At 70.7% G+C, this 23,883-nt stretch carries 21 protein-coding genes and 1 riboswitch; of the genes, 12 read left to right on the forward strand and 9 right to left on the reverse strand.

Annotated features, from left to right (window positions below; translation table 11 throughout):
* Positions 1 to 54: 54 nt before the first annotated feature.
* From HUN58_RS07525 to HUN58_RS07540, 4 genes are all read left to right on the forward strand, one after another.
* Entirely contained in the window at positions 55 to 804 is a 750-nt protein-coding gene (locus HUN58_RS07525; RefSeq protein ID WP_180225578.1) for a CPBP family intramembrane glutamic endopeptidase, read from the forward strand.
* A gap of 45 nt (positions 805 to 849) precedes the next feature.
* On the forward strand, positions 850 to 1,143 hold the full coding sequence (locus tag HUN58_RS07530; protein WP_208745452.1) for a hypothetical protein: 294 nt from the start codon (positions 850 to 852) through the stop codon (positions 1,141 to 1,143).
* A gap of 4 nt (positions 1,144 to 1,147) precedes the next feature.
* Positions 1,148 to 1,627 (forward strand): peroxiredoxin, encoded by a 480-nt coding sequence (locus HUN58_RS07535; RefSeq protein WP_180225579.1) that lies wholly within the window; start codon positions 1,148 to 1,150, stop codon positions 1,625 to 1,627.
* 272 nt (positions 1,628 to 1,899) lie between these two features.
* Positions 1,900 to 2,454 (forward strand): hypothetical protein, encoded by a 555-nt coding sequence (locus HUN58_RS07540; protein ID WP_180225580.1) that lies wholly within the window; start codon positions 1,900 to 1,902, stop codon positions 2,452 to 2,454.
* A gap of 133 nt (positions 2,455 to 2,587) precedes the next feature.
* Here HUN58_RS07540 and HUN58_RS07545 read toward each other — a convergent pair whose 3' ends face one another.
* A complete protein-coding gene (locus HUN58_RS07545; protein WP_180225581.1) occupies positions 2,588 to 4,300 on the reverse strand; it encodes an ABC transporter family substrate-binding protein in 1,713 nt (570 codons plus the stop codon).
* A 250-nt stretch (positions 4,301 to 4,550) separates the two neighbouring features.
* Between HUN58_RS07545 and HUN58_RS07550 the strand changes: the two genes are divergently transcribed.
* The 3 genes from HUN58_RS07550 to HUN58_RS07560 are packed head-to-tail and all read left to right on the forward strand — an operon-like array spanning position 4,551 to position 8,610.
* Positions 4,551 to 5,531 carry an ABC transporter permease gene (locus HUN58_RS07550; RefSeq protein ID WP_058741465.1) on the forward strand — a complete coding sequence of 327 codons (981 nt, stop codon included), beginning with the start codon at positions 4,551 to 4,553 and terminating at the stop codon, positions 5,529 to 5,531.
* Between the two features lie 3 nt (positions 5,532 to 5,534).
* Positions 5,535 to 6,473 carry an ABC transporter permease gene (locus HUN58_RS07555; protein WP_114848957.1) on the forward strand — a complete coding sequence of 313 codons (939 nt, stop codon included), beginning with the start codon at positions 5,535 to 5,537 and terminating at the stop codon, positions 6,471 to 6,473.
* Positions 6,424 to 8,610, forward strand: a complete 2,187-nt coding sequence (locus tag HUN58_RS07560; protein WP_180225582.1) for an ABC transporter ATP-binding protein — start codon at positions 6,424 to 6,426, stop codon at positions 8,608 to 8,610. The genes HUN58_RS07555 and HUN58_RS07560 overlap by 50 nt, the downstream gene beginning before the upstream one ends.
* 687 nt (positions 8,611 to 9,297) lie before the next feature.
* On the opposite strand, the gene HUN58_RS07565 is transcribed toward HUN58_RS07560, so the two are convergent.
* The 8 genes from HUN58_RS07565 to gcvT all read right to left on the reverse strand — a co-directional run bounded on the left by HUN58_RS07565 (position 9,298) and on the right by gcvT (position 20,113).
* A complete protein-coding gene (locus HUN58_RS07565) occupies positions 9,298 to 9,804 on the reverse strand; it encodes a PH domain-containing protein (protein WP_058741980.1) in 507 nt (168 codons plus the stop codon).
* Between the two features lie 59 nt (positions 9,805 to 9,863).
* Positions 9,864 to 11,606, reverse strand: a complete 1,743-nt coding sequence (locus HUN58_RS07570; protein ID WP_114848955.1) for an ABC transporter ATP-binding protein — start codon at positions 11,604 to 11,606, stop codon at positions 9,864 to 9,866.
* The gene (locus HUN58_RS07575; protein ID WP_208745453.1) at positions 11,603 to 12,553 is read right to left on the reverse strand and encodes an ABC transporter permease; all 951 of its coding nucleotides are present in this window, start codon (positions 12,551 to 12,553) and stop codon (positions 11,603 to 11,605) included. Before HUN58_RS07575 ends, HUN58_RS07570 begins: the two co-directional genes overlap by 4 nt.
* Positions 12,543 to 13,472, reverse strand: a complete 930-nt coding sequence (locus tag HUN58_RS07580; RefSeq protein WP_114848953.1) for an ABC transporter permease — start codon at positions 13,470 to 13,472, stop codon at positions 12,543 to 12,545. Before HUN58_RS07580 ends, HUN58_RS07575 begins: the two co-directional genes overlap by 11 nt.
* 229 nt (positions 13,473 to 13,701) lie before the next feature.
* Positions 13,702 to 15,336, reverse strand: coding sequence for an ABC transporter substrate-binding protein (locus HUN58_RS07585; RefSeq protein ID WP_180225583.1), 1,635 nt, complete (start codon positions 15,334 to 15,336; stop codon positions 13,702 to 13,704).
* A 370-nt stretch (positions 15,337 to 15,706) separates the two neighbouring features.
* Positions 15,707 to 18,631 carry an aminomethyl-transferring glycine dehydrogenase gene (gcvP, locus tag HUN58_RS07590; RefSeq protein ID WP_114848951.1) on the reverse strand — a complete coding sequence of 975 codons (2,925 nt, stop codon included), beginning with the start codon at positions 18,629 to 18,631 and terminating at the stop codon, positions 15,707 to 15,709.
* On the reverse strand, positions 18,628 to 19,005 hold the full coding sequence (gene gcvH / locus HUN58_RS07595; protein ID WP_114848950.1) for a glycine cleavage system protein GcvH: 378 nt from the start codon (positions 19,003 to 19,005) through the stop codon (positions 18,628 to 18,630). The genes gcvP and gcvH overlap by 4 nt, the downstream gene beginning before the upstream one ends.
* Before the next feature lie 4 nt (positions 19,006 to 19,009).
* Positions 19,010 to 20,113 carry a glycine cleavage system aminomethyltransferase GcvT gene (gene gcvT / locus HUN58_RS07600; RefSeq protein ID WP_180225584.1) on the reverse strand — a complete coding sequence of 368 codons (1,104 nt, stop codon included), beginning with the start codon at positions 20,111 to 20,113 and terminating at the stop codon, positions 19,010 to 19,012.
* 169 nt (positions 20,114 to 20,282) lie between these two features.
* Positions 20,283 to 20,384, reverse strand: a riboswitch (glycine riboswitch).
* Between the two features lie 95 nt (positions 20,385 to 20,479).
* On the opposite strand from gcvT, the gene HUN58_RS07605 reads away from it, so the two are divergent.
* The 5 genes from HUN58_RS07605 to HUN58_RS07625 all read left to right on the forward strand — a co-directional run bounded on the left by HUN58_RS07605 (position 20,480) and on the right by HUN58_RS07625 (position 23,763).
* Positions 20,480 to 20,878, forward strand: coding sequence for a BlaI/MecI/CopY family transcriptional regulator (locus HUN58_RS07605; RefSeq protein ID WP_114848948.1), 399 nt, complete (start codon positions 20,480 to 20,482; stop codon positions 20,876 to 20,878).
* Between the two features lie 13 nt (positions 20,879 to 20,891).
* A complete protein-coding gene (locus HUN58_RS07610) occupies positions 20,892 to 21,629 on the forward strand; it encodes a M56 family metallopeptidase (RefSeq protein WP_114848947.1) in 738 nt (245 codons plus the stop codon).
* Between the two features lie 39 nt (positions 21,630 to 21,668).
* Positions 21,669 to 22,151 (forward strand): FBP domain-containing protein, encoded by a 483-nt coding sequence (locus HUN58_RS07615; RefSeq protein ID WP_058741971.1) that lies wholly within the window; start codon positions 21,669 to 21,671, stop codon positions 22,149 to 22,151.
* Complete coding sequence (locus HUN58_RS07620; RefSeq protein WP_058741970.1) at positions 22,148 to 22,402, forward strand: hypothetical protein; 255 nt, start codon at positions 22,148 to 22,150, stop codon at positions 22,400 to 22,402. The genes HUN58_RS07615 and HUN58_RS07620 overlap by 4 nt, the downstream gene beginning before the upstream one ends.
* 74 nt (positions 22,403 to 22,476) lie before the next feature.
* Entirely contained in the window at positions 22,477 to 23,763 is a 1,287-nt protein-coding gene (locus HUN58_RS07625) for a hypothetical protein (protein WP_114848946.1), read from the forward strand.
* Positions 23,764 to 23,883 lie beyond the last annotated feature (120 nt).

Genomic DNA, 23,883 nt, shown 5'->3' on the forward strand with positions numbered 1-23,883 from the left:
GAACGCCCGACACGCCAGTCTACCGGTAGTTCGCAACCACGAGGAGTACAGCGCATGAGCCGACGGCGAACGTGGGTCGAGATCACGATCGTCCTCATGCTGTCGCTCGGCGGGAGCGCGCTCTACTCGATCCTGCAGATCATCGACGACCTGTCGCAGACGACCCCGCTCGGCGAGCAGTCCACGGCGCTCAACCAGTCGACGACGACCGTGCAGTACGTCGACCTGGCGCGGCAGCTCCTGGGCATCGCGGTCGACCTGGCCCCGGTCGCGCTCGTCTGCTCCCTGCTCTGGAGCACGACCCGCCCGCACCTGTCCCGGCTCGGCATCGACCGGTTCCGCGTGCGCCCGGACCTCGGCGGCGCGGCGCTCATCGCCCTGGGCATCGGGATCCCGGGGCTCGCGCTGTACTTCACGGGCCGGGCGCTCGGCTTCACGGTGGACGTGGACCCGGCGGCACTGAACACGTACTGGTGGACGATCCCCGTCCTGCTGCTCTCGGCGATCCGGTCCGGGCTGCAGGAAGAGGTCATCGTGATCGGCTACCTGTACGAGCGGCTCGGCGGACTGGGGTGGGGGCGGTGGCAGGTGATCCTGTCCACCGCGGTCCTGCGCGGGAGCTACCACCTGTACCAGGGCTTCGGGGCCTTCGTGGGGAACGCCGTGATGGGGATCGTGTTCGGCTGGATCTACACCCGGTGGGGGCGGCTGCTCCCCCTCGTGATCACGCACTGCCTGCTCGACGCGGCGGTGTTCGTCGGGTACCCGTACGTCGCCGCGGCGTTCCCGCACCTGTTCCGCTGACCCGGCGGGATCGGGGCACCGGCGCCGGCGTCGGTGCTGGCGCCGGTGCTGGTGCTGGTGCTGGTGCCGGTGCTGGTGCCGGTGCTGGTGCCGGTGTTGATGCCGGTGTTGGTGGAGCAGAAGACGTCGGGTCCGCGGGCGCGACCCGACGTGTTCTGCTCCACCGACGCGCCGGACGCGACCGACCGCCGGGCGGGAGGCGCGTGGCGGGGCGGCACCGTGCCTCCAGGCCGTCAGCCCGCCGCCTGCCGGGCCGCCCGCCCGCCTGCCCGCCCGGCCAACCAGCGGGCCGCGACACGCAGGTTGCGGCTGGCTCCCGGGCACCTGGCCCTACCGTGAGCGCATGAGCATCCCCGAGGTCGGCGAACCGGCTCCCGACTTCACCCTGCCGGGCACGATCGTCCGCGCCGGTCACCGCACCGACGGCGAGTACGCGCTGTCCGCCGAGATCGGCCGACCGGTCGTCCTGGCCTTCTACCCCGGGGACGCCAGCCTGGTCTGCACGGCACAGCTCTGCAGCTACCAGGAGGAGCTCGACGGGTTCCAGGACCTCGGTGTCGTCGTGTGGGGCGTCAGTCCGCAGGCGCTGGACTCGCACGAGGCGTTCGCGCGCGGGGCGTCGCTGACGTTCCCGCTGCTGAGCGACCCCGCCGGACGGATCGTCCGCGCCTACGGCCTGCAGGCTCCGGGGATCGGACTGCGCCGGTCGGTGTTCCTGGTGGGACCGGACGGTGTGCTGCGGTGGCGGCACGTCGGGTTGGTCGGGCTGCGGTTCCCCAAGGCCGCGACGATCCGCGAACAGGTCGAGCGGCTGGTCGAGTAGCGGGCGCACCGCCGGGGCAGCGAGTTCTGTGCCGGAACGGCGTGGCGACTTCCTGAAGGTTCCGGGGTCGGGTATTGACACCCGAACTGGGGCGCGGTGACCATGGATGCACGAGAGGTCCACAGGACTTGCCTCCCCGGGGAATCGGGTCGTCCGGAGATACGCGCCGGTGTGTCACACCCGCTCCCCGGACGTCCCCGGGGAGGCACTCTCGGTACGCGCGTCCGCCTCGTCGGCGCGGGTCCCACTGCCCGCTCGCCTACCATGCTCGGGTGACCCGCACCGTGATCGTTGCCCCCGGCATGCGTCTGTCCGCCGTCGTCGTCTGGGCGGTCGCCGTGCTCCTCGTGCCGCTCGCCCTGGTCGGCGGCGGGGCCCCGTGGCTCGCCCCGGTGCCCAGCCTGTTCATCGCGCTCGTCGCGTACGCGGTCCTGTGGCGGCCGCGCTTCGTCTGCACCGACGGCAACCTGCAGGTCGTCGACGTCCGACGGACCAGCACCTACGACTGGCGCCGCGTCACCGAGATCCGGACGAAGTACGGGATCGAGATCGTCTCGAGCGAGGGCGTGCGCCGCACCTGGCTCGCCACACGCAGGACGGCTCGGCTGGGCGTGCTGCCGACGGACCGGACGGGAGGCACGACCCGCCTCGACGTGGAGGCTGCGGCCGCTCGGATGCGTGCGTTCCTGCCCGAGCCGGTGGTGCAGGACGGCCCGCCTCCGGCGACCGTCGTGCCGGCGGTGATCACGCACCGAGCGCACGGCTGGTCGGTGGTCGGGATGATCGTGCTCGGGGTGGCCGCGTCGATGGCGGGCGCGCGGCTCTGAGGGGGTCGGCGGCCGCCAGGCGACGGCCGGCTGCGGCCGACGGCTGCCGGCTGCCAGCTGCCAGCTGCCAGCTGCCGTACACGGGAGAACCCCCGGCGCCCGGAGGCGTCGGGGGTTCTCGGTGCGGTAGTGACTACTTCGTGTAGCCGACGTCCTGCCACTTGACGGAGCTCTGCTGGAACTGCGCCGGACCGTAGTTGACCAGGTCCTTCCGCACACCCCAGGCGTAGGGCTCCGGGAACAGCGGGATGGTGCCGGCGACGCCGACGATCACCTTGTCGATCTTCTGCGCGTCCTTGATCCGGTCGTTCGCGTTGAGCTCGGCGTTCGCGGTGTCCCAGAGCTTGCCGAGCGACTCGTCGGTCACGCCGGTGTAGTTCTGGCCTGCGTCGGCCGGGTAGTAGATCGACTTCGTGGACGACACCGGGAAGGGCGTGCCCTGCCAGGCGAAGTAGGTCGCGTCGAAGTCACGCGTGGTCGTCGTGACGTACTTCGTGAAGAAGTCGTCGGTCGGGACCGTGTCGATCGTGACCTTGAAGCCGGCGAGCTTCGTCTGCTGCTGCACGAGCTGCGCGATGTTGGCCGAGTTCTGGTTGTCCGACGGGATCACGAAGCGGACGTCGAGCTCCTTGCCGCCCTTCGACGCGTATCCGTTCGAGCCGATCTTCCAGCCGGCGTCCTCGAGCTTCTTCTTCGCGGAGTCGGTGCTGTAGCCGTAGACCTTCGACGCGTCGTCCTGGTACCCCTTCTGCCCCGGGAGGTAGATGAGGTTGTTCAGGACGGTCACCGGGCTCTTCACCGGCGAGAGGATCGCCTGCGCGAGGACCTGACGGTTCATGGCCTGCGCGAACGCCTGGCGGACCGACTTGTCCTTGAACACCTCGGACGTGCCGTTCAGCGTGATCTGCCGCTGGGTCGTGCCGAGCGAGCGCTCGATCTTCGAGTCGGACCGGCTGTTCGCGGTCTTGAAGTTGTCGGCGCTGCCGTTCAGGTTGAACGCGTCGAACTCCTTGTTGGCGTACGCCTGGGCCACGCTGTCGCGCGACACCGTCTTGAAGACGATCGTGTCGAGCTTGGGGGTGTCACCCCACCACTTCGGGTTCTTCTCGAAGGTGAGCACGCCGCCGTTCGCGTCGAACGACTTGACGATGTACGGGCCGCCCGAGACGTACGTCGTCCCGTCGGCCGCGTACGGGCCCTTCGCCCACGCCTTGTTGAAGTGGTCCGGGGTGTCGACGGCCCAGTACGGGTAGATCCCGCCGAGCACGCTCGGCCAGTCGGCGTTGACCTTCTTGAAGGTGATGACGACGTCGCGCTCGTCCGAGCCCTGCGTCACGGAGTCGACGTCCTCCCAGACGTTCGTCGCGAGGGGCGCGAACGCCGGGTTGGTCCCGTTCAGGGCCTTCCAGTTCGCCTCGACGTCCTTCTCGGTGATCGGCGTCCCGTCGGACCACACGGCCTTCGGGTTGATCTTGATCTCGACGGTCTGCGGGGAGTCCTTCGTGAGCTTCACGGACTCGGCGTAGTCCGGGTTCGCCTCCCAGTCACCGTTCTCCTTGAACTGGATGAACCCGGGCAGGTACACGCCGGCGATGGTCTGGTCGTCGACCGTGCCGGAGTCGAGGTTGTTGATCTGGAAGTTGGCGGGAGCCGAGTCGATCGGCAGCGTCAGGGAGCCGCCGTTCTTGATCGAACTGCGGTCCGCGGTCGTCCAGCCCGTCGACTTGAGCGACGACTGGGCGACCGCGGAACTGCTCTCCCCCGCCGTCCCGCCGCCCGAGCAGCCGGCCAGCACGAGTGCTGCGGCGGCTGCGGTGGCGAGCACAGCGGTGCTCTTGATCCTCATTCGCATCGCGAGGATCCCCTTTCGGTGTGGTTCGCGCTGAGCGCTGGCGAACGTCGGCGGCCCCTGCCGTCACGTCTTTGGTTGAGAACCCTAGCCACATCAGAAGGCTCCACAAGAGTCCCTGCGAGGAATCGAAACACGGCCGTAACACATGTTGCATAGCGTCACTTCGCATCACCACGACGTCGACGGATGGGGTTACGCTCTCCTCGCCGACAACGCCGTCCGTACCCTGCGAGGTCCATCGTCCATGCTTGCCTTCATCGCGAAGCGCATCGTCAACTACGTCATCCTGACGATCGTCGCGACCACCCTCGGGTACCTGCTCGCCAGTTCCACGCTGAACCCGGCATCCCGGTTCCTGGGCCGCAACCCCGCCGTGCCACAGGGCACGATCGACGCCTCGCTCCGCAAGCTCGGCGCCGACCCGAACACCCCCCTGCTCGTCCGCACGTGGGACTGGTGGGTGGGCCTCGTCACGCACGGCTCGCTCGGCATCAGCGCCCGCGGCACCGAGGTCACGGCCGACATCGTCGCCCGGTCCGGCACGAGCCTGCGGCTGCTGGTGATCGGCACGCTGCTCGGCGCGATCCTCGGCGTGCTGCTCGGCGTCTGGAACGCGGTCCGGCAGTACCGGGCGTCCGACCAGGTGTCCTCGTACCTGTCCTTCGCCGTCCTCGCGACGCCGGTGTTCGTGATCGCCGTCGTGCTCATGATCCTCGCGACCGCGCTGAACAACGCGGCAGGGACGCAGCTCATCAGCTTCACCGGTGAGTACACACCGGGGGTGACCGGGTTCTTCCCCGTCCTCGGCGACCGGCTCGTCCACCTGTTGCTCCCGACGATCTCGCTGACGATCGGCGCCGTGGCCTCGTACTCGCGGTACCAGCGCTCGGCGATGCTCGACGTCCTGTCGAACGACTTCATCCGCACCGCCCGGTCGAAGGGCCGGACGCGCGGATCGGCCATCATGCGCCATGGCGTCCGCGTCGCCCTCATCCCGATGTCGACCTTCTTCGCGTACTCGTTCGGCCTGATCCTGACCGGCGCGAGCATCACCGAACTGGTCTTCAGCTGGCACGGCATGGGCGAGTACTTCGTGCAGAGCATCACCAACAACGACATCAACGCGGCAGCGGGCACGATCCTCTTCACGGCGATCCTCGTGCTCATCGCAGGCACCCTCGCGGACCTGCTCTACGCCGCGCTCGACCCGCGAGTGAGGGTGTGACCCGTGTCCGTACTCGACCCCACCACCACGACCACCGCCGGCGACCCCGGCAGCGGTGACGCCGGGACGCCCGCGCACGTCATCGAGGTCCGGTCCGGCCGCACCCCGCTCTGGCGGAAGGTCCTCGGCACCTGGCGCGCCCGCATCGGCGGTGGCGCCCTGCTGCTCATCATCCTCTGGGCCTTCGTCGGTCCGTACCTGTACCACTGGAACGCGGTCGACTCGGACGGCCTGGCCTTCGGCGCCGCACCGAGCGCCGCCCACTGGTTCGGCACGAACGACATCGGACAGGACATCTACGCGCAGACGCTCGTCGGCCTGCAGAAGTCGCTGCTCATCGGTCTCATCGCCGGACCCGCCTCGACCCTGATCGCTGGGATCGTCGGCGCGGTCGCCGGCTACTTCGGCGGATTCGTCGACCGTGCCCTGGTGTGGGGCATCGACCTGCTGCTCGTGATCCCGTCGTTCTACGCGCTCGTGCTCCTCAGCCCGCTCTTCAAGAACCTCAGCTGGGTGGCCCTGATCGTCGGCCTGGCGATCTTCGGCTGGATGATCATGGCGCGCGTGATCCGCGGGCAGACGATGTCGCTGCGCGAACGCGACTACGTGAAGGCCGCCCGGTTCATGGGCGTGCCGTCGTCGACGATCATCCGCCGGCACATCCTGCCGAACGTGGCCTCGCTGCTCATCATCGACGCGACCCTCGGCGTCGGCGCGATGATCCTGTCGGAGAGCGCCCTGAGCTTCTTCGGCTTCGGCATCCAGGTGCCGGACGTGTCCCTCGGCACGCTGCTCGCCGCCGGGAGCCAGTCCGCCGTCACCCGTCCGTGGCTGTTCGTGCTGCCGGCCGCGACCCTCGTCGCGACCGTCCTGTCGACCAGCCTGCTCGGCGATGCCCTGCGCGACGCCATCGACCCCACCTCTGGAGCCAACCGTGACTGAGCCGCTGCTCACCGTCTCCGACCTGTCCGTCACCTTCAACCCGCGGACGAAGCCGGTCTACGCGGTCCGGGGTGTCGACTACTCGGTGCAGCAGGGCGAGTTCCTCGGCATCGTCGGCGAGTCCGGTTCGGGCAAGTCCGTGTCGTCGATGGCCGTGATGGGCCTGCTGCCGTCGTCCGCCCAGGTGCAGGGCAGCATTCGATTCGACGGCCAGGAGCTCGTCGGCCGCACTGACCGCGAGATGTCACGGCTCCGCGGTGGCGACATCGCGATGGTCTTCCAGGACCCGCTGTCCGCGCTGACGCCCGTGTACACGATCGGGCAGCAGATCGCCGAGGGCCTGAAGCTGCACGACCGGGCCCTCACCACGCAGGCCGCCCGGGTCCGCTCCGAGGAGCTCCTGAGTGCCGTCGGCATCCCGAACCCGGCCCGCCGGCTCGACGCCTTCCCGCACGAGTTCTCCGGCGGCATGCGCCAGCGCGCGATGATCGCCATCGCGATCGCGAACGACCCGAAGCTGATCATCGCCGACGAGCCCACCACGGCGCTCGACGTCACGATCCAGGCGCAGATCCTGGACGTGCTGCAGACCGCGAAGGACATGACGGGCGCCGCGGTCGTGCTCATCACGCACGACCTCGGGGTCGTCGCGGGCAACGCCGACCGGGTCGCGGTGATGTACGCCGGACGGATCGTCGAGACCGCGCCGGTCGACGAGCTCTTCCACGAGCCCGTGATGCCGTACACGATCGGCCTGCTCCGCTCGATGCCGAACATGACCTCGGCACGGACCGAGCGTCTCGTGCCGCTCGACGGCCGCCCGCCGCTCCTGACCGCCCGGCCGACCGGGTGCCCGTTCGCGGACCGCTGCCCGGCCGTCATCGACGCCTGCCGCGACGGTGAGCCCGCACTGCTCGCGCCCACCGTCCCGGCCGCGGCGGGCAACCCCGTGCTCACCGGCACCACGCCGACGATCACGAACGGCACCTTCCTCGACGACCACACCGCCGCGTGCATCCGTCGCGACGAGATCGCCGCGGGCACCCTCGCCCGCTCCGAGATCTTCCCCCGCCCCGAGGACGTCCCCGAGGCCGCCATCGACCACGGCGACGAGGTCGTCCTCGAACTCCAGGACGTCGTCAAGACCTTCCCGCTCACCAAGGGTGCCGTCTTCCGTCGGCGCATCGGCGAGGTGCACGCCGTCGACGGCATCTCCCTGACCCTGAAGCGCGGGCAGGTCCTCGGGCTCGTCGGCGAGTCCGGCTGCGGCAAGACGACCACGATCATGGAGATCCTCGAGCTCGCCGGGGCGCAGCAGGGCACCATCCGGGTGAACGGCGTCGACACCGGCACGCTCTCGAAGCGCGACCGCCGGGCCCTGCGGAGCGACATCCAGGTCGTCTTCCAGGACCCGATGGCGTCCATCGACCCGCGGCTCGACATCGGTTCGGTGATCGGCGAACCCCTCACCGTGCACGGTGTCCCGAAGGACGAGATCCGCCGCCGGGTCCGTGACGCGCTCGAGCTGGTCGGACTCGAGCCGAGCTACATCGACCGATACCCGCACGAGTTCTCCGGCGGCCAGCGGCAGCGCATCGGCATCGCCCGCGCGCTCATCGTCGAGCCGAAGATCCTCGTGCTCGACGAGCCGGTCTCCGCGCTCGACGTCTCCGTCCAGGCCGGTGTCATCAACCTGCTCGAGGACCTCAAGCACCGCCTGGGCCTGTCCTACCTGTTCGTCGCGCACGACCTGTCGGTGGTACGGCACATCGCCGACGACGTGGCCGTGATGTACCTCGGCCGCATCGTCGAGTACGGCGAGGGCGACCGCGTCTTCGACGACCCGCAGCACCCGTACACGCGGGCGCTCCTGTCGGCGGTCCCCGTCCCGGACCCCTCCGCCGAGGCAGCCCGCGGACGCATCCTGCTGCAGGGAGACCTGCCGAGCCCCACCGAGCGCATCGAGGGCTGCCGGTTCCGCACCCGGTGCCCGCTCTACCAGCTGCTCGACGAGGGCCGCCAGCAGCAGTGCCGCGCCGTCGACCCGCACCTGCAGGACGTCGCGGGCCGCGGAGTCGCCTGCGTGCAGACCGACCAGGAGCACCTGCTCACGGAGCACGCGACCGCCGCGGTCTGAGCCACCCACGGACGGGAGGCAGGTGGCGGCCGCGCCACGTGCCTCCCGTCCGGCGTCTGCACGTGCCCGCGCGCGCTCGGCCGTGGACCGCGAGCGGGCGGAAGCCGTCACGCTCGCGACGACCGGGCCACACGTTCCGCCCGCTCGGCGCACCGGCTCCCCGCGCCCCGCGCGAGCGGGCGGAATCCGCGCGTCAGCGGCTCCTCGCGCCGCGCATTCCGCCCGCTCGGCTCGCGCGGTCATCCCACGCACGCGAGCGGGCGGTACACGTCACGTTCGCCCGAACCGGGTGACACCTTCCGCCCGCTCGGCACACGGTTCCGCCCGGCGCGCGCGAGCGGGCGGAATCCGCGGCCGGGACGCCCGTCGCCCCGCAGGAACCGCCCGCTCGGCTCATCGCGGGGCGCGCCGTCGCGACCGGGCGGGATCCGCGCGTCAGCGGCTCCCCTCCCCACGCATTCCGCCCGCTCGACGCACGCGACCGCCCGGGCACGCGAGCGGGCAGTACGCGTCACGTTCGCCGGGACGGGTGACACCTTCCGCCCGCTCGGCCGACGGGTCCGTGCGGCGCCGCGCGAGCGGGGCGCGCGAGAGACGGGCGGGCTGCGGTGCGCGGGGTGCGTGCGCGACGGACGGGAGGCGCGTGGCGGGGCTGGTGCCGCGCCTCCAGGCCGGTGGGTGGCGGGGTCAGCGCAGCGCAGCGCTCACCAGGGAGACCGCGAGGAGGACGACGGCCGCCGCGCCGACGAGCAACGCGAGTCGGTCCCATCCGCGGACGACCAGGCCACCGGCGGCACCCGCCTCGCGGCGCTCCGCCCAGCGGTCGAGCAGCACCGACATCTCGACCGGCTGCGGCAGCGTCCGCGGCTCGCCTCGGCGCGCGGGCTTCGGGCGAGGCAGCGACGGGCCACCCCAGCAGGAGACCGTGCGGCCCTCGGTGGTCTCGACCACGATCTGCCAGCGGAGGCGGACGTCGGCCACCGCGCCCCACGGCACGCGGGTCTCACGGAGGGGGTTCACGACGGTCAGCGCGTCGTCGTCGAGTCGGATCGACGGACGGAAGGTGAGCACCCAGAGCGCCCAGACGAGCACGGCGAGCGGGCCGAGGGCGGTGAGCACGACGTCCCAGCTCCCCCGGACCGCGGCGTCGCCGAGCAGGAAGAGGCCCAGCAACGCGACGAGGCCGGACGCCACCGCTCCCCCGCGCCCAGCGCGGAGGACGACGGTGCGTCCGGCCTCGGTACCGCTCAGGATCAGCGCCCGAACTCGAACCCGGCGCCCGGGATCGCAGCGAGCAGGTCCTTGGTGTACTGCTCCTTCGGCGCGGCGAAGACCTCGTCGGTCGTTGCCTTCTCGACGATCTGCCCCTTCCGCATGACGCAGACGTTGTCCGCGACGAGGCGGACGACGGCGAGGTCGTGCGTGATGAAGAGGTAGGTCAGGCCGAGCTCGGTCTGCAGCTCGGTGAGCAGGTCCAGGATCTGGCCCTGGACGAGCACGTCGAGCGCGGAGACCGCCTCGTCGAGCACGATGACCTCGGGCTTGAGCGCGAGGGCACGGGCCACGGCGATGCGCTGGCGCTGACCACCGGAGAGCTCGTTCGGGTAGCGGTTCACCATCGACTTCGGCAGGGCGACCTGGTCGAGCAGCTCGAGCACGCGGGCCCGGCGGCTGGCCTTGTCGCCGACCTTGTGCGTGGCGAGCGGCTCCGCGATCGTGTTCCCGACGTTGTACATCGGGTCCAGCGAGCCGTACGGGTCCTGGAACACCGGCTGCACGCGGCGGCGGAAGTCGAAGAGCTCCTTGCCCTTCAGCGCGCCGATGTCGATGCCGTCGAACTGCACCGTGCCGCTCGTGATCGACTCGAGCTGCAGGACGAGCTTCGCCACGGTGGACTTGCCTGAACCGGACTCGCCGACGAGCGCCGTGGTGGTGCCCTTCGGGATCGCGAAGGACACGTCGTCCACGGCCTTCAGCTCGCGGGTCTGCAGGTTCTTGCCGCGCAGCTTGTAGACCTTCTCGAGGTTCTTCACCACGATGAGGTCCTTCGCCGGCTGGTGCTCGCGCTCCTGGGCGCGGGCGATCAGCTCGTCGTCCTCGCTGCCGGCGTCCGCGATGTCGACGTGCTGGTGCTGCACCTTCGACTGGATGCGGCGGCTCGCGAGCGACGGTGCCGCGGCGACGAGGCGCTGCGTGTACGGGTGCTGCGGGTTGGCGAGGATCTCCTTCGAGGGCCCCGACTCGACGACCTGGCCCTTGTACATGACGACGAGCTTCTCGGCGCGCTCTGCGGCGAGCCCGAGGTCGTGGGTGATGAACAGGACGGAGGTACCGAAGTCCCGCGTCAGCGTCTCGAGGTGGTCGAGGATGACGCGCTGCACGGTGACGTCGAGCGCCGAGGTCGGCTCGTCGGCGATGAGCAGCTTCGGGCGGCTCGACAGGCCGATGCCGATGAGCACGCGCTGGCGCATGCCGCCGGAGAACTCGTGCGGGTACTGCTTCAGGCGGGTCGCGGCGTCACCGAGACCGGCCTCCTGCAGCACCTCGACCGCGCGGGCACGGATCGCGTGCTTGCCGGTCGCCATGCCGTTGGCCTTGATCGCCTCTTCGACCTGGAAGCCGATCGACCACAGCGGGTTGAGGTTCGACATCGGGTCCTGGGGGACGTAGCCGATCTCCTTCCCGCGGATCTCGGACATCTCCTTGTCGGACAGCCCGACGAGCTCACGCCCGTTGAACTTGATCGAGCCACCCGTGACCTCGCCCGTGCCGGCGAGGAGCTTGATGACCGCCTGGGCGCTGGTCGACTTGCCCGAACCGGACTCGCCGACGATCGCCAGGCGCTCGCCCTGCTCGAGGGTGAAGTTGACACCGCGGACGGCCTGGACGAACCCGCTCTGCGTCTTGAACCCGACCTGCAGGTCCGTGATCTCGAGGAGCGGCGTCCCCGGGTTCGTCGGACGGCTGGTCGTGGGGTCGGTGAGCGTCTCGGTCATCGGCGGGCCCTCGCCTTCGGGTCGAGCGCGTCGCGGACCACGTCACCGAGGAGGAGGAACGCGAGCACGGGGATGGACAGGGCGGCGGACGGCCAGAAGATCGTCGACGGGTTGGTGCGGATCGACGTCTGCGCGGTGCCGATGTCGAGACCCCAGCTCAGCGCCGACGGCGGCAGCCCGATGCCGAGGAACGACAGGGTCGCCTCGGCCACGATGAACGAACCGAGGGACACGGTCGCGACGACGATGACCGGAGCGAGCGCGTTCGGGATAACGTGACGGACCAGCGTCGTGAAGCGGCTGACGCCGAGGGCGGCCGAGGCCATCACGTAGTCGGACTGCTTCGCGCTGAGGACCGCACCGCGCATGATGCGGGCGATCTGGGGCCACGCGAAGGCCGCGAGCACGAGGGCCACGGTCAGGGCGTTGCGCGCGGGGATGACGGACATGATCACGATCGCGCCGAGGATGGTCGGGATCGAGAAGAAGATGTCACCGATGCGGGAGACGATCGTGTCGAGCCAGCCGCCGTAGAACCCGGCGAGGGCGCCGATCACGATGCCGACGACGGACACGAGGATCGTGGCGACGAGGCCGACGATGACCGAGTTGCGCGCACCCCAGATGACGCGGGCATACACGTCGTAGCCCTGTCGGGTGTACCCGAGCGGGTGTCCCGGGCGCGGACCCTCGTCACTGAAGTCGAGGTTGGCCGCACGGGGGTCGACGTGCGTGAACAGGCCGGGGAAGATCGCGACGACCAGCACGAGCAGGATGAGGACGGACGAGATCCAGAACGTCGGGCGGGTGCGCATGGAGTCCCATGCGTCCGTCCAGATGGAACGGGTCTTCTCGTCCTCGTTGACCTGGTCGACCGCCTGCAGCGGCGTCTCCTCGATCGGCGCGACGTAGTGCGTCGCGGAACGGGACTCGGCGTTACTTGGCATAGCGGATCCTCGGGTCCAGGACGGCGTAGAGCAGGTCGACCAGGAGGTTGGCGAGCATGAAGATGATGACCATCACGGCGACGAAGGACACGACCGTGGGTCCCTCGCCGAGCTTGACGGCCCGGAACACCGTGCCACCGACACCGCTGATGTTGAAGATGCCCTCGGTCACGACCGCGCCGACCATCAGGTTGCCGATGTCGACACCGAGGTAGGTCACCACGGGGATGAGCGAGTTGCGGAAGATGTGCACGCCCACGACACGACGACGCGGGAGGCCCTTCGCGGTGGCGGTGCGGACGAAGTCGGCGCTCATGTTCTCGGCGACGCTCGCCCGGGTCAGGCGGACGATGTACGCGAACGACACGGAGGCGAGGACGATCGCGGGGAGCACGAGCTCCGACCACGGCGCCTGACCGGACACCGTGACCCGGAACAGGCCGAGCTGGATGCCGAAGACGTACTGCAGCAGGAAGCCCACGACGAAGGTCGGGACCGAGATGAGCAGCAGCGAGACGACGAGCGCGGTGGCGTCGAACCACTTGCCCTTCTTCAGACCAGCGATGACACCGACGACGATGCCGGCGACGGCCTCGAACACGAGGGCGAGGATCGCGAGTCGAGCGGTGATCGGGAACGCGGCCGCGAGCTGCTGCGAGACCGGCAGGCCCGAGTACGTGACGCCGAGGTCGCCCTTGAACACGCCACCGATCCAGAGCAGGTACTGGACGATGAACGGCTTGTCGAGGTTGTACTGCTGCCGGAGCTGCTCGATCACCTGCGGCGACGGCTGGCGGTCCCCGAACAGCGCGGCGATCGGGTCGCCGGGCAGCGAGAAGACCATGAAGTAGATGAGGAACGTGGCCCCGAAGAACACGGGGATGAGTTGCAGGAGGCGCTTGCCGAGGTACCAGAGCATCAGATCGCTCGGTCCTGCGCGGCGCGCATGTCGTTCTGGTTCATGTCGTGAGGGGTGGACGGTCCGCGGGTCGGCACGGGAGTCCGGTGCGGGCGGCGGCGCCCGCGGTGGTGGGGGAAGGTGTTGCCGCCGTGGTACGGGGGCCCAGGGACCGTTCGGTCCCCGGACCCCCGTCCGGTGGTCGCGGAGCAGGATACCTGCTCGCGGTGGGTCTCCGAGGAGACCCGCGTTACTTCTTCTTGACCTCGATGTCGTAGTACAGCGGCACCGAGTCCCAGCCGAACTTGACGTTGGTGACGTTGTCGTTCGACCACACGCCGGTCACGTTGGCGTACCAGAGCGGGATCTCCGGCAGGTCCTGGAACAGCAGCTCCTGGGCCTGGTCGAAGTACTTGTTGCCCTCTTCGACGGAGGAGGCCGAACGGCCCTTCGCGAGGAGGTCGTTGTACTCGGTGGAGTCGTAGCGCGAGTAGTTGCTGGACGAACCCTCACCCATGGTCGGGCCGAGGAAGTTGTACAGCGACGGGTAGTCGGCCTGCCAACCGGTGCGGCTACCGCCCGTGAGCTTGTCGTTCTTCTGCGTGTCCAGGGCCTCCTGGAACGTCGGGATCGCGTTGCCCTGCGCCTTGATGCCCAGCGTGCTGGAGATCGAGTTGGTGACCGCGGTCACCCACGCCTCGTGACCGCCGTCGGCGTTGTACGAGATGGTGAGCGTCTCGTTGTAGGGCGAGATCTTGTCGGCCTCGGCCCACAGCTCCTTGGCCTTCGACTTGTCGTAGTCGAGGACGTCCGAACCCTTGAGGTCACCGTTCCAGCCGGAGATCACCGGGGAGGTGAAGTCCTTGGCCGGGGTGCGGGTGCCGTCGAAGATCTTGTCGGTGATCTGCTTGCGGTTGATCGCCATCGAGATCGCCTCGCGACGGAGCTTGCCCTCTTCACCCTTCCAGTGGTCGAGGTAGTAGGGCAGGTAGATCGCCTGGAAGATCGCCGCGGCCTGGTTGACGTTCGAGTCGGGGAAGTCCGACTTGTAGGTCTGGAAGGCGCTGTCCGGGATCGCGTCGAGGACGTCGAGGTTGCCGCCCTGCACGTCTGCGTACGCGGTGTCCGGGGTCGTGTAGAACGTGATCGTCAGACCACCGTTCTTCGGCTTGCGCTTGCCCTCGTAGTCCTTGTTGGTGACGAGCTTGATGGACTGGTTGTGCGTCCAGGCCTTGTCACCGTCGAGCTTGTAGGGGCCGTTGCCGATCGGGTTCTCACCGAAGGCCTTGGTGTCCTTGTAGAACTCCGAGGGCAGCGGCATGAAGGCCGAGTAGCCGAGCGACAGCGGGAAGTCCGACTGCGGCGAGTTGAGCGTGACGGTGAACTCGTCGTCGCTCTTGACCTTGAGTCCGGTGAGCTCCGAGTCCTTCTCGGCGTCGTAGCCCTGGATGTTCTCGAAGAAGTAGCTCGCGCCCTGCGCGTTCGAGAACTGGGCAGCCCAGTTCCACGCCTTCGTGAACGACTCAGCCGTGACCTTCTCGCCGTTGGTGAAGGTGTAGTTGGTGTTCAGCTTGATGTCGTAGGTCTTCGAGTCATCGGTGGTGATGCTCTTCGCGACCTCGTTGACCGGCTTGCCCTTCTCGTCGTACGAGACGAGGCCCTCGAAGATCGACGAGACGATCTTGCCGCCACCGGTCTCGGTGGAGTTCGAGGGGATGAGCGGGTTCTGCGGTTCGCTGCCGTTCGTCGTGACGATGCCGGACGCGTTCGTCGAGCCCGAGTCACCACCGTTGCTGCTGCTGCCGTTGGACGAGCAGGCGGTCAGGGCGAGTGCTGTGGCCCCGAGCACGGCGAGGGCGGAGAGCCCAGCGCGCTTCTTGATCAAGGTTCCTCCTGGTGCATGGGACGCGCCAGGCACAGAGGTGCTGCCGGGCGCGCGTGTCATTGCACTGTAGGCAGTGCCGAGACCACCGACCAAACCCTGCGGAGATCGGTTACAAATCGGAAACCAAGTCGCAGGATCGTTGCGGGAGGATGCAAGTTTCGCGCGCTCGCACGAACCCGATGCCGGATTGTTGCTTCTGCAACGAAGTTGTTGCACGAGCGCACAGCGGTGTGCAAGCGAACCGCGACGCCGCGGGACGTGGAGCGCTCCGACCTTTCCGGCCGCCGGGACGGACCCGGACGCACGCGTGCCCCGCCCGGACGGACCGGACGGGGCACACGCTACCTGCTCTGCTGGATCGGGGGAACGGTCAGGCGAACGCCTCGATCGGCGGGCACGCACACACCAGGTTGCGGTCCCCGTACGCCTGGTCGATGCGACGCACCGGCGGCCAGTACTTCCGCGCGCTGATGCCGGGCAGCGGGTAGACCGCCTGCTCCCGGGTGTAGGCGTGCGCCCACTCCCCCGAGATCACCGACGAGGCCGTGTGCGGGGCGTGCACGAGCGGGTTGTCGTCCGCCGGCCACTCCCCTCGTTCGACGGCCGCCGCCTCGGCCCGGATCGCGAGCATGGCGTCCACGAACCGGTCGAGCTCGGCGAGGTCTTCGCTCTCGGTCGGCTCGACCATGAGCGTCCCGGCGACCGGGAACGACATCGTCGGCGCGTGGAACCCGTAGTCGACGAGCCGCTTCGCGACGTCGTCCACCGTGATGCCCGTGCTGTCGCGCAGCGGCCGCAGGTCGAGGATGCACTCGTGCGCCACGAGCCCGTCGGCGCCCGTGTAGAGCACCGGGAACGCGTCCCGCAGCCGTGCCGCGACGTAGTTCGCGCCGAGCACGGCAGCCTCGGTCGCGCGGGTCAGCCCCTCGAGCCCCATCATCCGGACGTAGGTCCACGTGATGGGCAGGATGCTCGGGCTGCCGTACGGCGCCGACGACACCGGACCGCCGGCATGCGCGAGGCGCCCGTCGGCCGCCTCCGCGGTCGTGCCGGTCCGACGGTCGTCCTGCTGGGCCATCGGGTGGCCGGGCAGGAACGGTGCGAGGTGCGCCTTCGCCGCGACCGGGCCGACACCGGGGCCGCCGCCGCCGTGCGGGATGCAGAAGGTCTTGTGCAGGTTCAGGTGCGACACGTCGCCGCCGAAGTCGCCGAAGCGCGCGTGCCCGAGCAGGGCGTTGAGGTTCGCGCCGTCGACGTAGACCTGACCGCCGGCGTCGTGCACGGCGTCGCAGACCTCGCGGATGTCGTGCTCGTAGACGCCGTGGGTGGACGGGTAGGTGATCATCAGCGCCGCGAGCGTGTCCGCGTGCTGCGCCGTCTTGGCGCGGAGGTCGTCGAGGTCGACGTTGCCGTCGTCGTCGCACGCCACCACGACCACGCGCATCCCGGCGAGCACCGCCGACGCCGCGTTGGTGCCGTGGGCGCTCGACGGGATCAGGCAGACGGTCCGCTCGGTGTCGCCGTTCGACCGGTGGTACCCGCGGATCGCCAGCAGGCCCGCGAGTTCGCCCTGGCTGCCCGCGTTGGGCTGCAGCGAGACGGTGTCGTAGCCGGTGACCTCGGCGAGCCAGGTCTCGAGGTCGCCGATCATGTCGAGGTACCCCGCGACGTCCTCGCGCGGGGCGAACGGGTGCACGTTCGCGAACTCCGGCCAGGTCACCGCCGCCATCTCGGTCGCCGCGTTGAGCTTCATCGTGCAGCTGCCGAGCGGGATCATGCCGCGGTCGAGCGCGTAGTCCTTGTCGGACAGGTGCTTCAGGTACCGCATCATCCGGGTCTCGCTGCGGTGCGCGCTGAAGACGGGGTGCGTCAGGTACTCGCTGCTGCGCAGCAGGGCGGACGGGAGGCCCGTGGCTGCGTCCCGGACGGCGGTCTCCGTCCCGGGGACGGTCGCGTCCACGGCACCGAACACGACGGCGAGGGCCGTCACGTCGTCCGGGGTGGTCGTCTCGTCGACGGACACCTGGAGGGTGTCGGCGTCGACGCGGTGCAGCAGGTACGAGGCGCTCCGGGCGGCGTCGACGATCGCACCGGCCCGACCCGGCGCGCGGAGGGTGAGGGTGTCGAAGAACGCCTCGTGCACCACCTGGAGTCCGGCACCACGTGCCGCGTCGGCGAGCGCCGTCGTCGTCCGGGCGACCCGGTCGGCGATGAAGCGCAGCCCCTCGGGCCCGTGGTAGACGGCGTACATCGAGGCCATCACGGCGAGCAGCACCTGCGCGGTGCAGATGTTGCTCGTCGCCTTCTCGCGGCGGATGTGCTGCTCGCGGGTCTGCAGGCTGAGGCGGTAGGCCATCTGTCCGTCGGCGTCGAAGGACACCCCGACGAGTCGGCCCGGCAGCTGGCGCTCGAGACCGGCACGGACGGCGAGGTAGCCGGCGTGCGGGCCGCCGAAGCCGAGCGGGACGCCGAAGCGCTGGCTCGTGCCCACGGCGACGTCGGCGCCGAGGTCCCCCGGGCTGGCGAGCAGCGTCATGGCGAGCAGGTCCGCGGCGACGACCGCGATGCCGCCGCCCGCGTGGACGCGCTCGATGGTGGCGGTCGGGTCGACGATGCGTCCGGAGGCTCCGGGGTACTGCAGGACGACCCCGAACGCGCCGTCGAGCTGCTCGTCGGTGGGGCCGTCGACCGCGTCGAAGGTGCGCAGGGCGATCCCCACGGCGTCCGCACGGTGGTCGAGGAGCGCACGGGTCTGCGGCAGCAGGTCGGCGTCCACGAGGAACGCGTCCCCCTTGACCTTCGACGCGCGGCGGGCGAGGAGCATGCCCTCGACCACGGCGGTGCCCTCGTCGAGCATCGACGCGCCCGCGGTTGCCATACCGGTCAGGTCGGACACCATCGTCTGGAAGTTGATGAGCGCCTCGAGCCGGCCCTGCGAGATCTCCGGCTGGTACGGCGTGTAGGCCGTGTACCAGCTCGGGTTCTCGAGCACGTTCCGCTGGATCACCGCGGGTGTGTGCGTGCCGTGGTAGCCGAGGCCGATCATCGCGCGGCGGACGGTGTTGCGCCCGGCCTTGGCACGGAGTTCCGCGAGGGCCTCGGTCTCGCCGACCGCAGCGGGGATCGCGGAGTGCGTGACCGGGACGGCGTGGATCGACTCAGGGATCGCGGTGCGGACGAGCGCGTCGAGCGACGGCTGCCCGACGGTCTCGAGCATGGTGCGCTGGTCGGCGGCCGTCGTGCCGATGTGACGGTCGGCGAAGGACGTCTGCAGGTTCTGGTCGGCGGTCGTCATGCGATGGAGGCCCGGTACGCGTCGTGGTCCATGAGGTCCTCGGGGAAGGAGGTCCCGTCGACCTTGAGCTTGACGAGCCAGCCCGCGCCGAAGGGGTCCTGGTTCACGGTGTCGGGGGCGTCGACGACGGCGTCGTTCACCGCGATGACCTGCCCCTCGATCGGCGCGAAGAGCTCGCCGACGCTCTTGGTGGACTCGATCTCGCCGATCTGCTCACCCGCGGTCGTGGTGGTGCCCACGGCGGGGAGCTCGACGTAGACGACGTCCCCGAGTTGCTCGGCGGCGTGGTCGGTGATGCCCACGGTGACGGTGTCGCCCTCGACGAGGATCCACTCGTGGTCGGCGGTGTACTGGAGTGCGGTCTGGTCGGTCACGGGCTCAGCCTCTCGGAGTGCGGCGGTAGAAGGGGAACGGGGTGACGGTGCTGGGGACGGCGGTCCCGCGGACGTCGATGTGGAGGACGGTGCCCTCGGTGGCGAGGGCCGGGTCGACGAAGGCCATCGCGACCGGGTGCCCGAGCGTCGGGGAGAGCGCCCCGGAGGTGACGGTCCCGACGACGGTGCCGTCGTGCAGCACGTCGTAGCCGGCGCGGGGAGCGCGACGACCCTCGGTCACGAGTCCGACGAGCACCGGGACGTCGTCGGCGGGCTGCACACCGGCGTCCCCGACGAACGAGCCCGAGGTCGCGACGACCCGGCCGAGTCCGGCCTGGTCGGGACGCACGGTGGTGTCGAGCTCGTGCCCGTACAGCGGCATGCCGGCCTCGAGCCGGAGCGTGTCGCGCGCGGCGAGCCCCGCCGGGACGACACCGCGGTCGGCGCCGGCGTCCAGGAGTGCGTCCCAGATCGCCGTCGCGACGTCGGTGTCGCTGTAGATCTCGAAGCCGTCCTCGCCCGTGTAGCCCGTGCGGGCGACGAGGACCTCGGCGCCGTCGAACAGCGCGTGGAGCACCCGGTAGTACCGGAGCTCGTCGAGCGGCGTCTCCGGCTGCAGGCGGTCGGCGACGACGAGCGCGTCGAGCGTCCCGGCGGCGGCGGGCCCCTGGATCGCGACGAGCGCGGTGCTGTCCGAGTCGTCGGAGACCTCGACGTCGAACCCGGCGGCGCGGGCGGTCAGCGCGTCCACGGCGACGGACCGGTTCGCGGCGTTCGCGACGACGAGGAACACGTCCTCGCCGGTGCGGTAGACGACGAGGTCGTCGAGGATGCCGCCGTCCTCGGCGAGCAGGAACGAGTACTTCGCCCGGCCGACCGGCATCGCGCCGAAGGAGCCGGCGAGCGCGTGGTCGAGGAAGGCCACCGCCTGCGGACCGGTGACCCCCACCTCGGCCATGTGCGAGAGGTCGAACACCCCCGCGGCCGTGCGGACGGCGTGGTGCTCGGCGAGGTCGGAGGAGTAGCGCACGGGCATCCGGTACCCGGCGAAGTCGGTGAAGGAGGCGCCCGCGGCTTCGTGGGCGGACTCGAGTGGCGAGGAACGCATGAGGGAGTTCTCCTGGCATCGGCAGGACCCGACGGCCATCGTCGGGCGGAACTCCCCCTCTGTCATGGGCCTGAGAGTTTCACCGCGGCCCGTGAGGTCCGGCGGCTTTCACCGTGGGCGAGACGGCGGACCACCCGGCGGGGGCACGTCGTCTGCTTTTCAGAGTGGCCTGTCCGCAGCGGTGTGGGACCTGAGAGATTGGCGGGGGGGATTGCTCCTTCGGTGTCGCGCGTGCCCGTGGGCACCGCACGACGTCTCCCGCGACGGATGAGCGGCCGGTGTTCAGTTGTCCGGTGCCGAGTGTACCGACACCGCGTTTCCGGCATGTGTCGCAGCCGGGGCTTCGACGTCTCGTAGAATGCACCGGTGGCAGGACAGCGATCGCGCCCCCGCGGGCAGCTCGAACAGGCGGTGCTCGAGGCGCTGTGGGCCGCTGACGACGACAGGGCCGCCGACGCGGACGCCGGGCTCACCGCCCGCCAGGTCCTCGACGCGTTCCGCGAGCCGCGCCCCGCGCTGACCACGGTCCTCACCGTGCTCGACCGGCTCGGCCGCAAGGGCCAGGTGGACCGACAGGAGCACGACGACGCGCCCCTGACCTTCCGCGCCGCGCACAGCCGCGAGCAGCAGACCGCCTCGCTGATGTCGAACGCGCTCGCCGCCGCCTCCGACCGCGAGGCCGCCCTGCTGCAGTTCACAGGCTCGCTCGCCTCGGACGACCTCGACGTCCTCCGCCGCGCCCTCGACGCCCGAGCCCGCTCCTGATCCCGAGCCGCCCGTGGTCGTCGCCGGAGTCGCCCTCATCGCCCTCGCGCTCGTCGTGGTGGTCGTCGCGCCGCGGGTCCTGACCCGCTCGGCCTGGACCATCGACCACCCCCGGACCGCCCTGGTCTCGTGGTCGGTCGCCGTCCTGCTCGGCGTGGTCGGCTTCGTGGTCGGCATCGCCCTCGTCGTCCTGACCGACCGCCCGCTCACCGATCCGCTGCGCCTCGGCGACTCCCCCACGCACGGCCTGAACCTCGGGGTCGCCCTGCTCGGCGTGCTCGCGTTCGTCGTCGCGGTGCGGGTCCGCCCCGGGGCGGAGCACGAGGCCGTCCGCGACGCCATACGGTCCGGCGCGGCACCGCAGCGCGAGATCGTCGGCACGCGCGTCGCGCTGGTCGAGGCGGACCACGCACTGGCGTGCGCGGTCCCCGGCAGGTCCGGCGGGGTGCTGGTGAGCACCGGGCTCGCGGACCTGCTGCGGACGGACGAACTGGAGGCGGTGGTCGCCCACGAACGCGCCCACCTGACCCAGCACCACGCGTGGGCGGTCGCGGTCGCCGAGTCGATCGAGCGTGCGGTCCCGTGGGTGCCCGGGGCGCGCGCCATGGCGCGCTCGACGCGCGTCCTCGTCGAGTTCGCGGCGGACGACGCGGCGGCACGTCGCGTCGGACGCGACGCGCTGCGCCGGGCGGTGCTCGTGGCGGACGGGACGAGCGCGCTCGGAGCGATCCGTGCCTCCAGGCTGGGGTGACGGCGTCTGTCGGGGGCGAGGCATAGGGTGACAAGCACCGTGAAGCCACTGACCGAAGCAGACATCCGTTCGTCGTTCGTCAACGCCACCCCGGACGAGCTCGAGCAGCTCCCGATCCCGGGGCTGCACGAGATGCTCTGGGACGACCGCGAGTTCCTCGGCTGGCGCGACCCGCAGGCCGCGCGCCGGGGGTACATCGTGTCCTGGATCGACGACCGCCCCGTCGGGATCGTCGTGCGCTCCGCCGGCGGCTCCCTCCGCCCCGGCATCGCGGCCATGTGCTCGTTCTGCCACTCCCCGCAGCCCGCGACCCAGGTCCGCCTGTTCTCCGCGGCGCGCGCCGGCGAGTCCGGCCGCAACGGGAACACCATCGGGTCGTACATCTGCGAGGACCTCGGGTGCTCGATGCTCATCCGCACCGCGCCGCCGCACCTCAACCCGCCGGCGACGATCGCCATGCGCGGCGAAGCGCTGCAGCAGCGCGTGCGGAACTTCACCGAGGACGTCGCGAAGACCGCGTGAGCCGCTTCGACACCGCTCGCTGGGCCGTCGTCGAGGAGCTCGGTGACGGCCGCTGGCGCCTGAGCCTGCGCGACGAGGCCGACGACGAGCTCGGGGCGTTCGGCCTCGGGGTCGAGGGCGCCTGGGACCCGGACGTCGAACCGCACGTGGGGTTCGTGCTCGTGCAGCTCGGGCTCACGCTCCGTGGTGCCCGGCCCTGGCGGGAGGACGAGCTCGGCGACCAGCGGGCGGCGGTGCTGCCACCGGGCTGACCGACTCTGTGTCCCCGGGCACAGTGCGGGGCGACGATCCGCTGGCGGCCGCGCGCTGTTCCTAGGGTCAGCCCGTGACCACCATCCGGCCGACCGTCCTCGCCACCCTGCTCGCCCTGGTGACGGTGCTGCTGCTCGGCGGATGCACCCGGGGGTTCCTCGAGACGCCGTCGCCGAAGGGGTCCGAGGACGCGCTCGCCGCACTGCTCGACGACCTCCGTGCGCTGCCCGGCGTCGCCCGGGCTGAGGGCGACGTCGACCAGGTCGACGCGAAGGACGACCCGACGCACTGGCTCGCCCGTGTCGACGTGCGTGCCCGGACCAGCGACCTCGACGTGGCCGCTGCCGTGCGCGGCGTGGTGTCGGACCGGGGGCCGTCACCCGTGCCCGGCACGACGCTCGTCGTCGGGCTCACCGTCCCCGCCGGTGACGGTCGCGCCGCGGTCGTCGTCGACCCGGTCGACCCGGACCTGGTCGACACGGCGGCACGGCTCCGCGCCGAGTCGTTCGTCCGGATTGTCGACGCGGACCGGTACGGCACCCGGGTCGAGGCGGACGCCCTGCCCTCGTGGACGGAGACCGTCCGCCGGGTCCGGACCGACGCCGGGGACCGCACCGTGACGGTGGTGGCGGGCGACTCCTCGGTCGAGGTCGACGCGCTGCACCCCGGAGCCGCCCTGCTCGCAGCGCTCGACCAGGCCGGAGCCCGCGACGTCCGGTCGGAGGTCGGGACCCGCTACGACCGGACCGACCGCGGTGGACCCGCTCGCCCCTTCCTGCGCGCGGCCGTCCCGGATCCGCGCGGCACCGCGACGGTGCTCGCCGGCACCCGGGACGAGGCGGCCCAGGACGGCGTGACCCCGCGCACCGCGTTCTCGCTGACGGGGCCGGACGGCACCGGTGCGACGATCGTGGGTCTGCTCGGACTCCCCCTCGGCTCCGCCGAGCCGCAGGACCTCGAGGGTCCGGCGCTGCCGTGGGTGTCGGCGGACGTCAGCGCCGAGACGGAGGCCGTGCGGTCCCTCGCGGCGGAGTCCGTGGCGCGGACCGGGGTCGACGCCACGGTGACGACGACCGTCGAGCCCTGCGCGGTGGGTCGGGAGGCACTGGGGAACGAGCAGGGCACGCGGGCCGTGGCGACCGTCCTCGTGCCCGTCTACAGCCGGTACCCGGACGCGCAGGTGCCGTTCGACCGGGTCACGGCGACCTGGACCGCCGCGGGACTGGCGATGAGCGGTCGGGCGATGGGACTCGACGAGTGGACCGCCGACGACCCGGCACCGCACGGCGTCGCGAGCGCGGACATCCGCGGGACCGCCGAGGGGCTGTCGCTGCGCGTCCGGTCCGTCTGCGTGGGCTGACGGCGCGTGGTCGGCGCCGTGCGGGTGCGGTCGGTGTCGGTCGGTGTCGGTCGGTGTCGGTCGGTGTCGGTCGGTGTCGAACCACCGATCCGACATCGAACCAGCCCCGCGCGCTGGTTC

The organism is Curtobacterium sp. Csp1 (assembly GCF_013347185.1).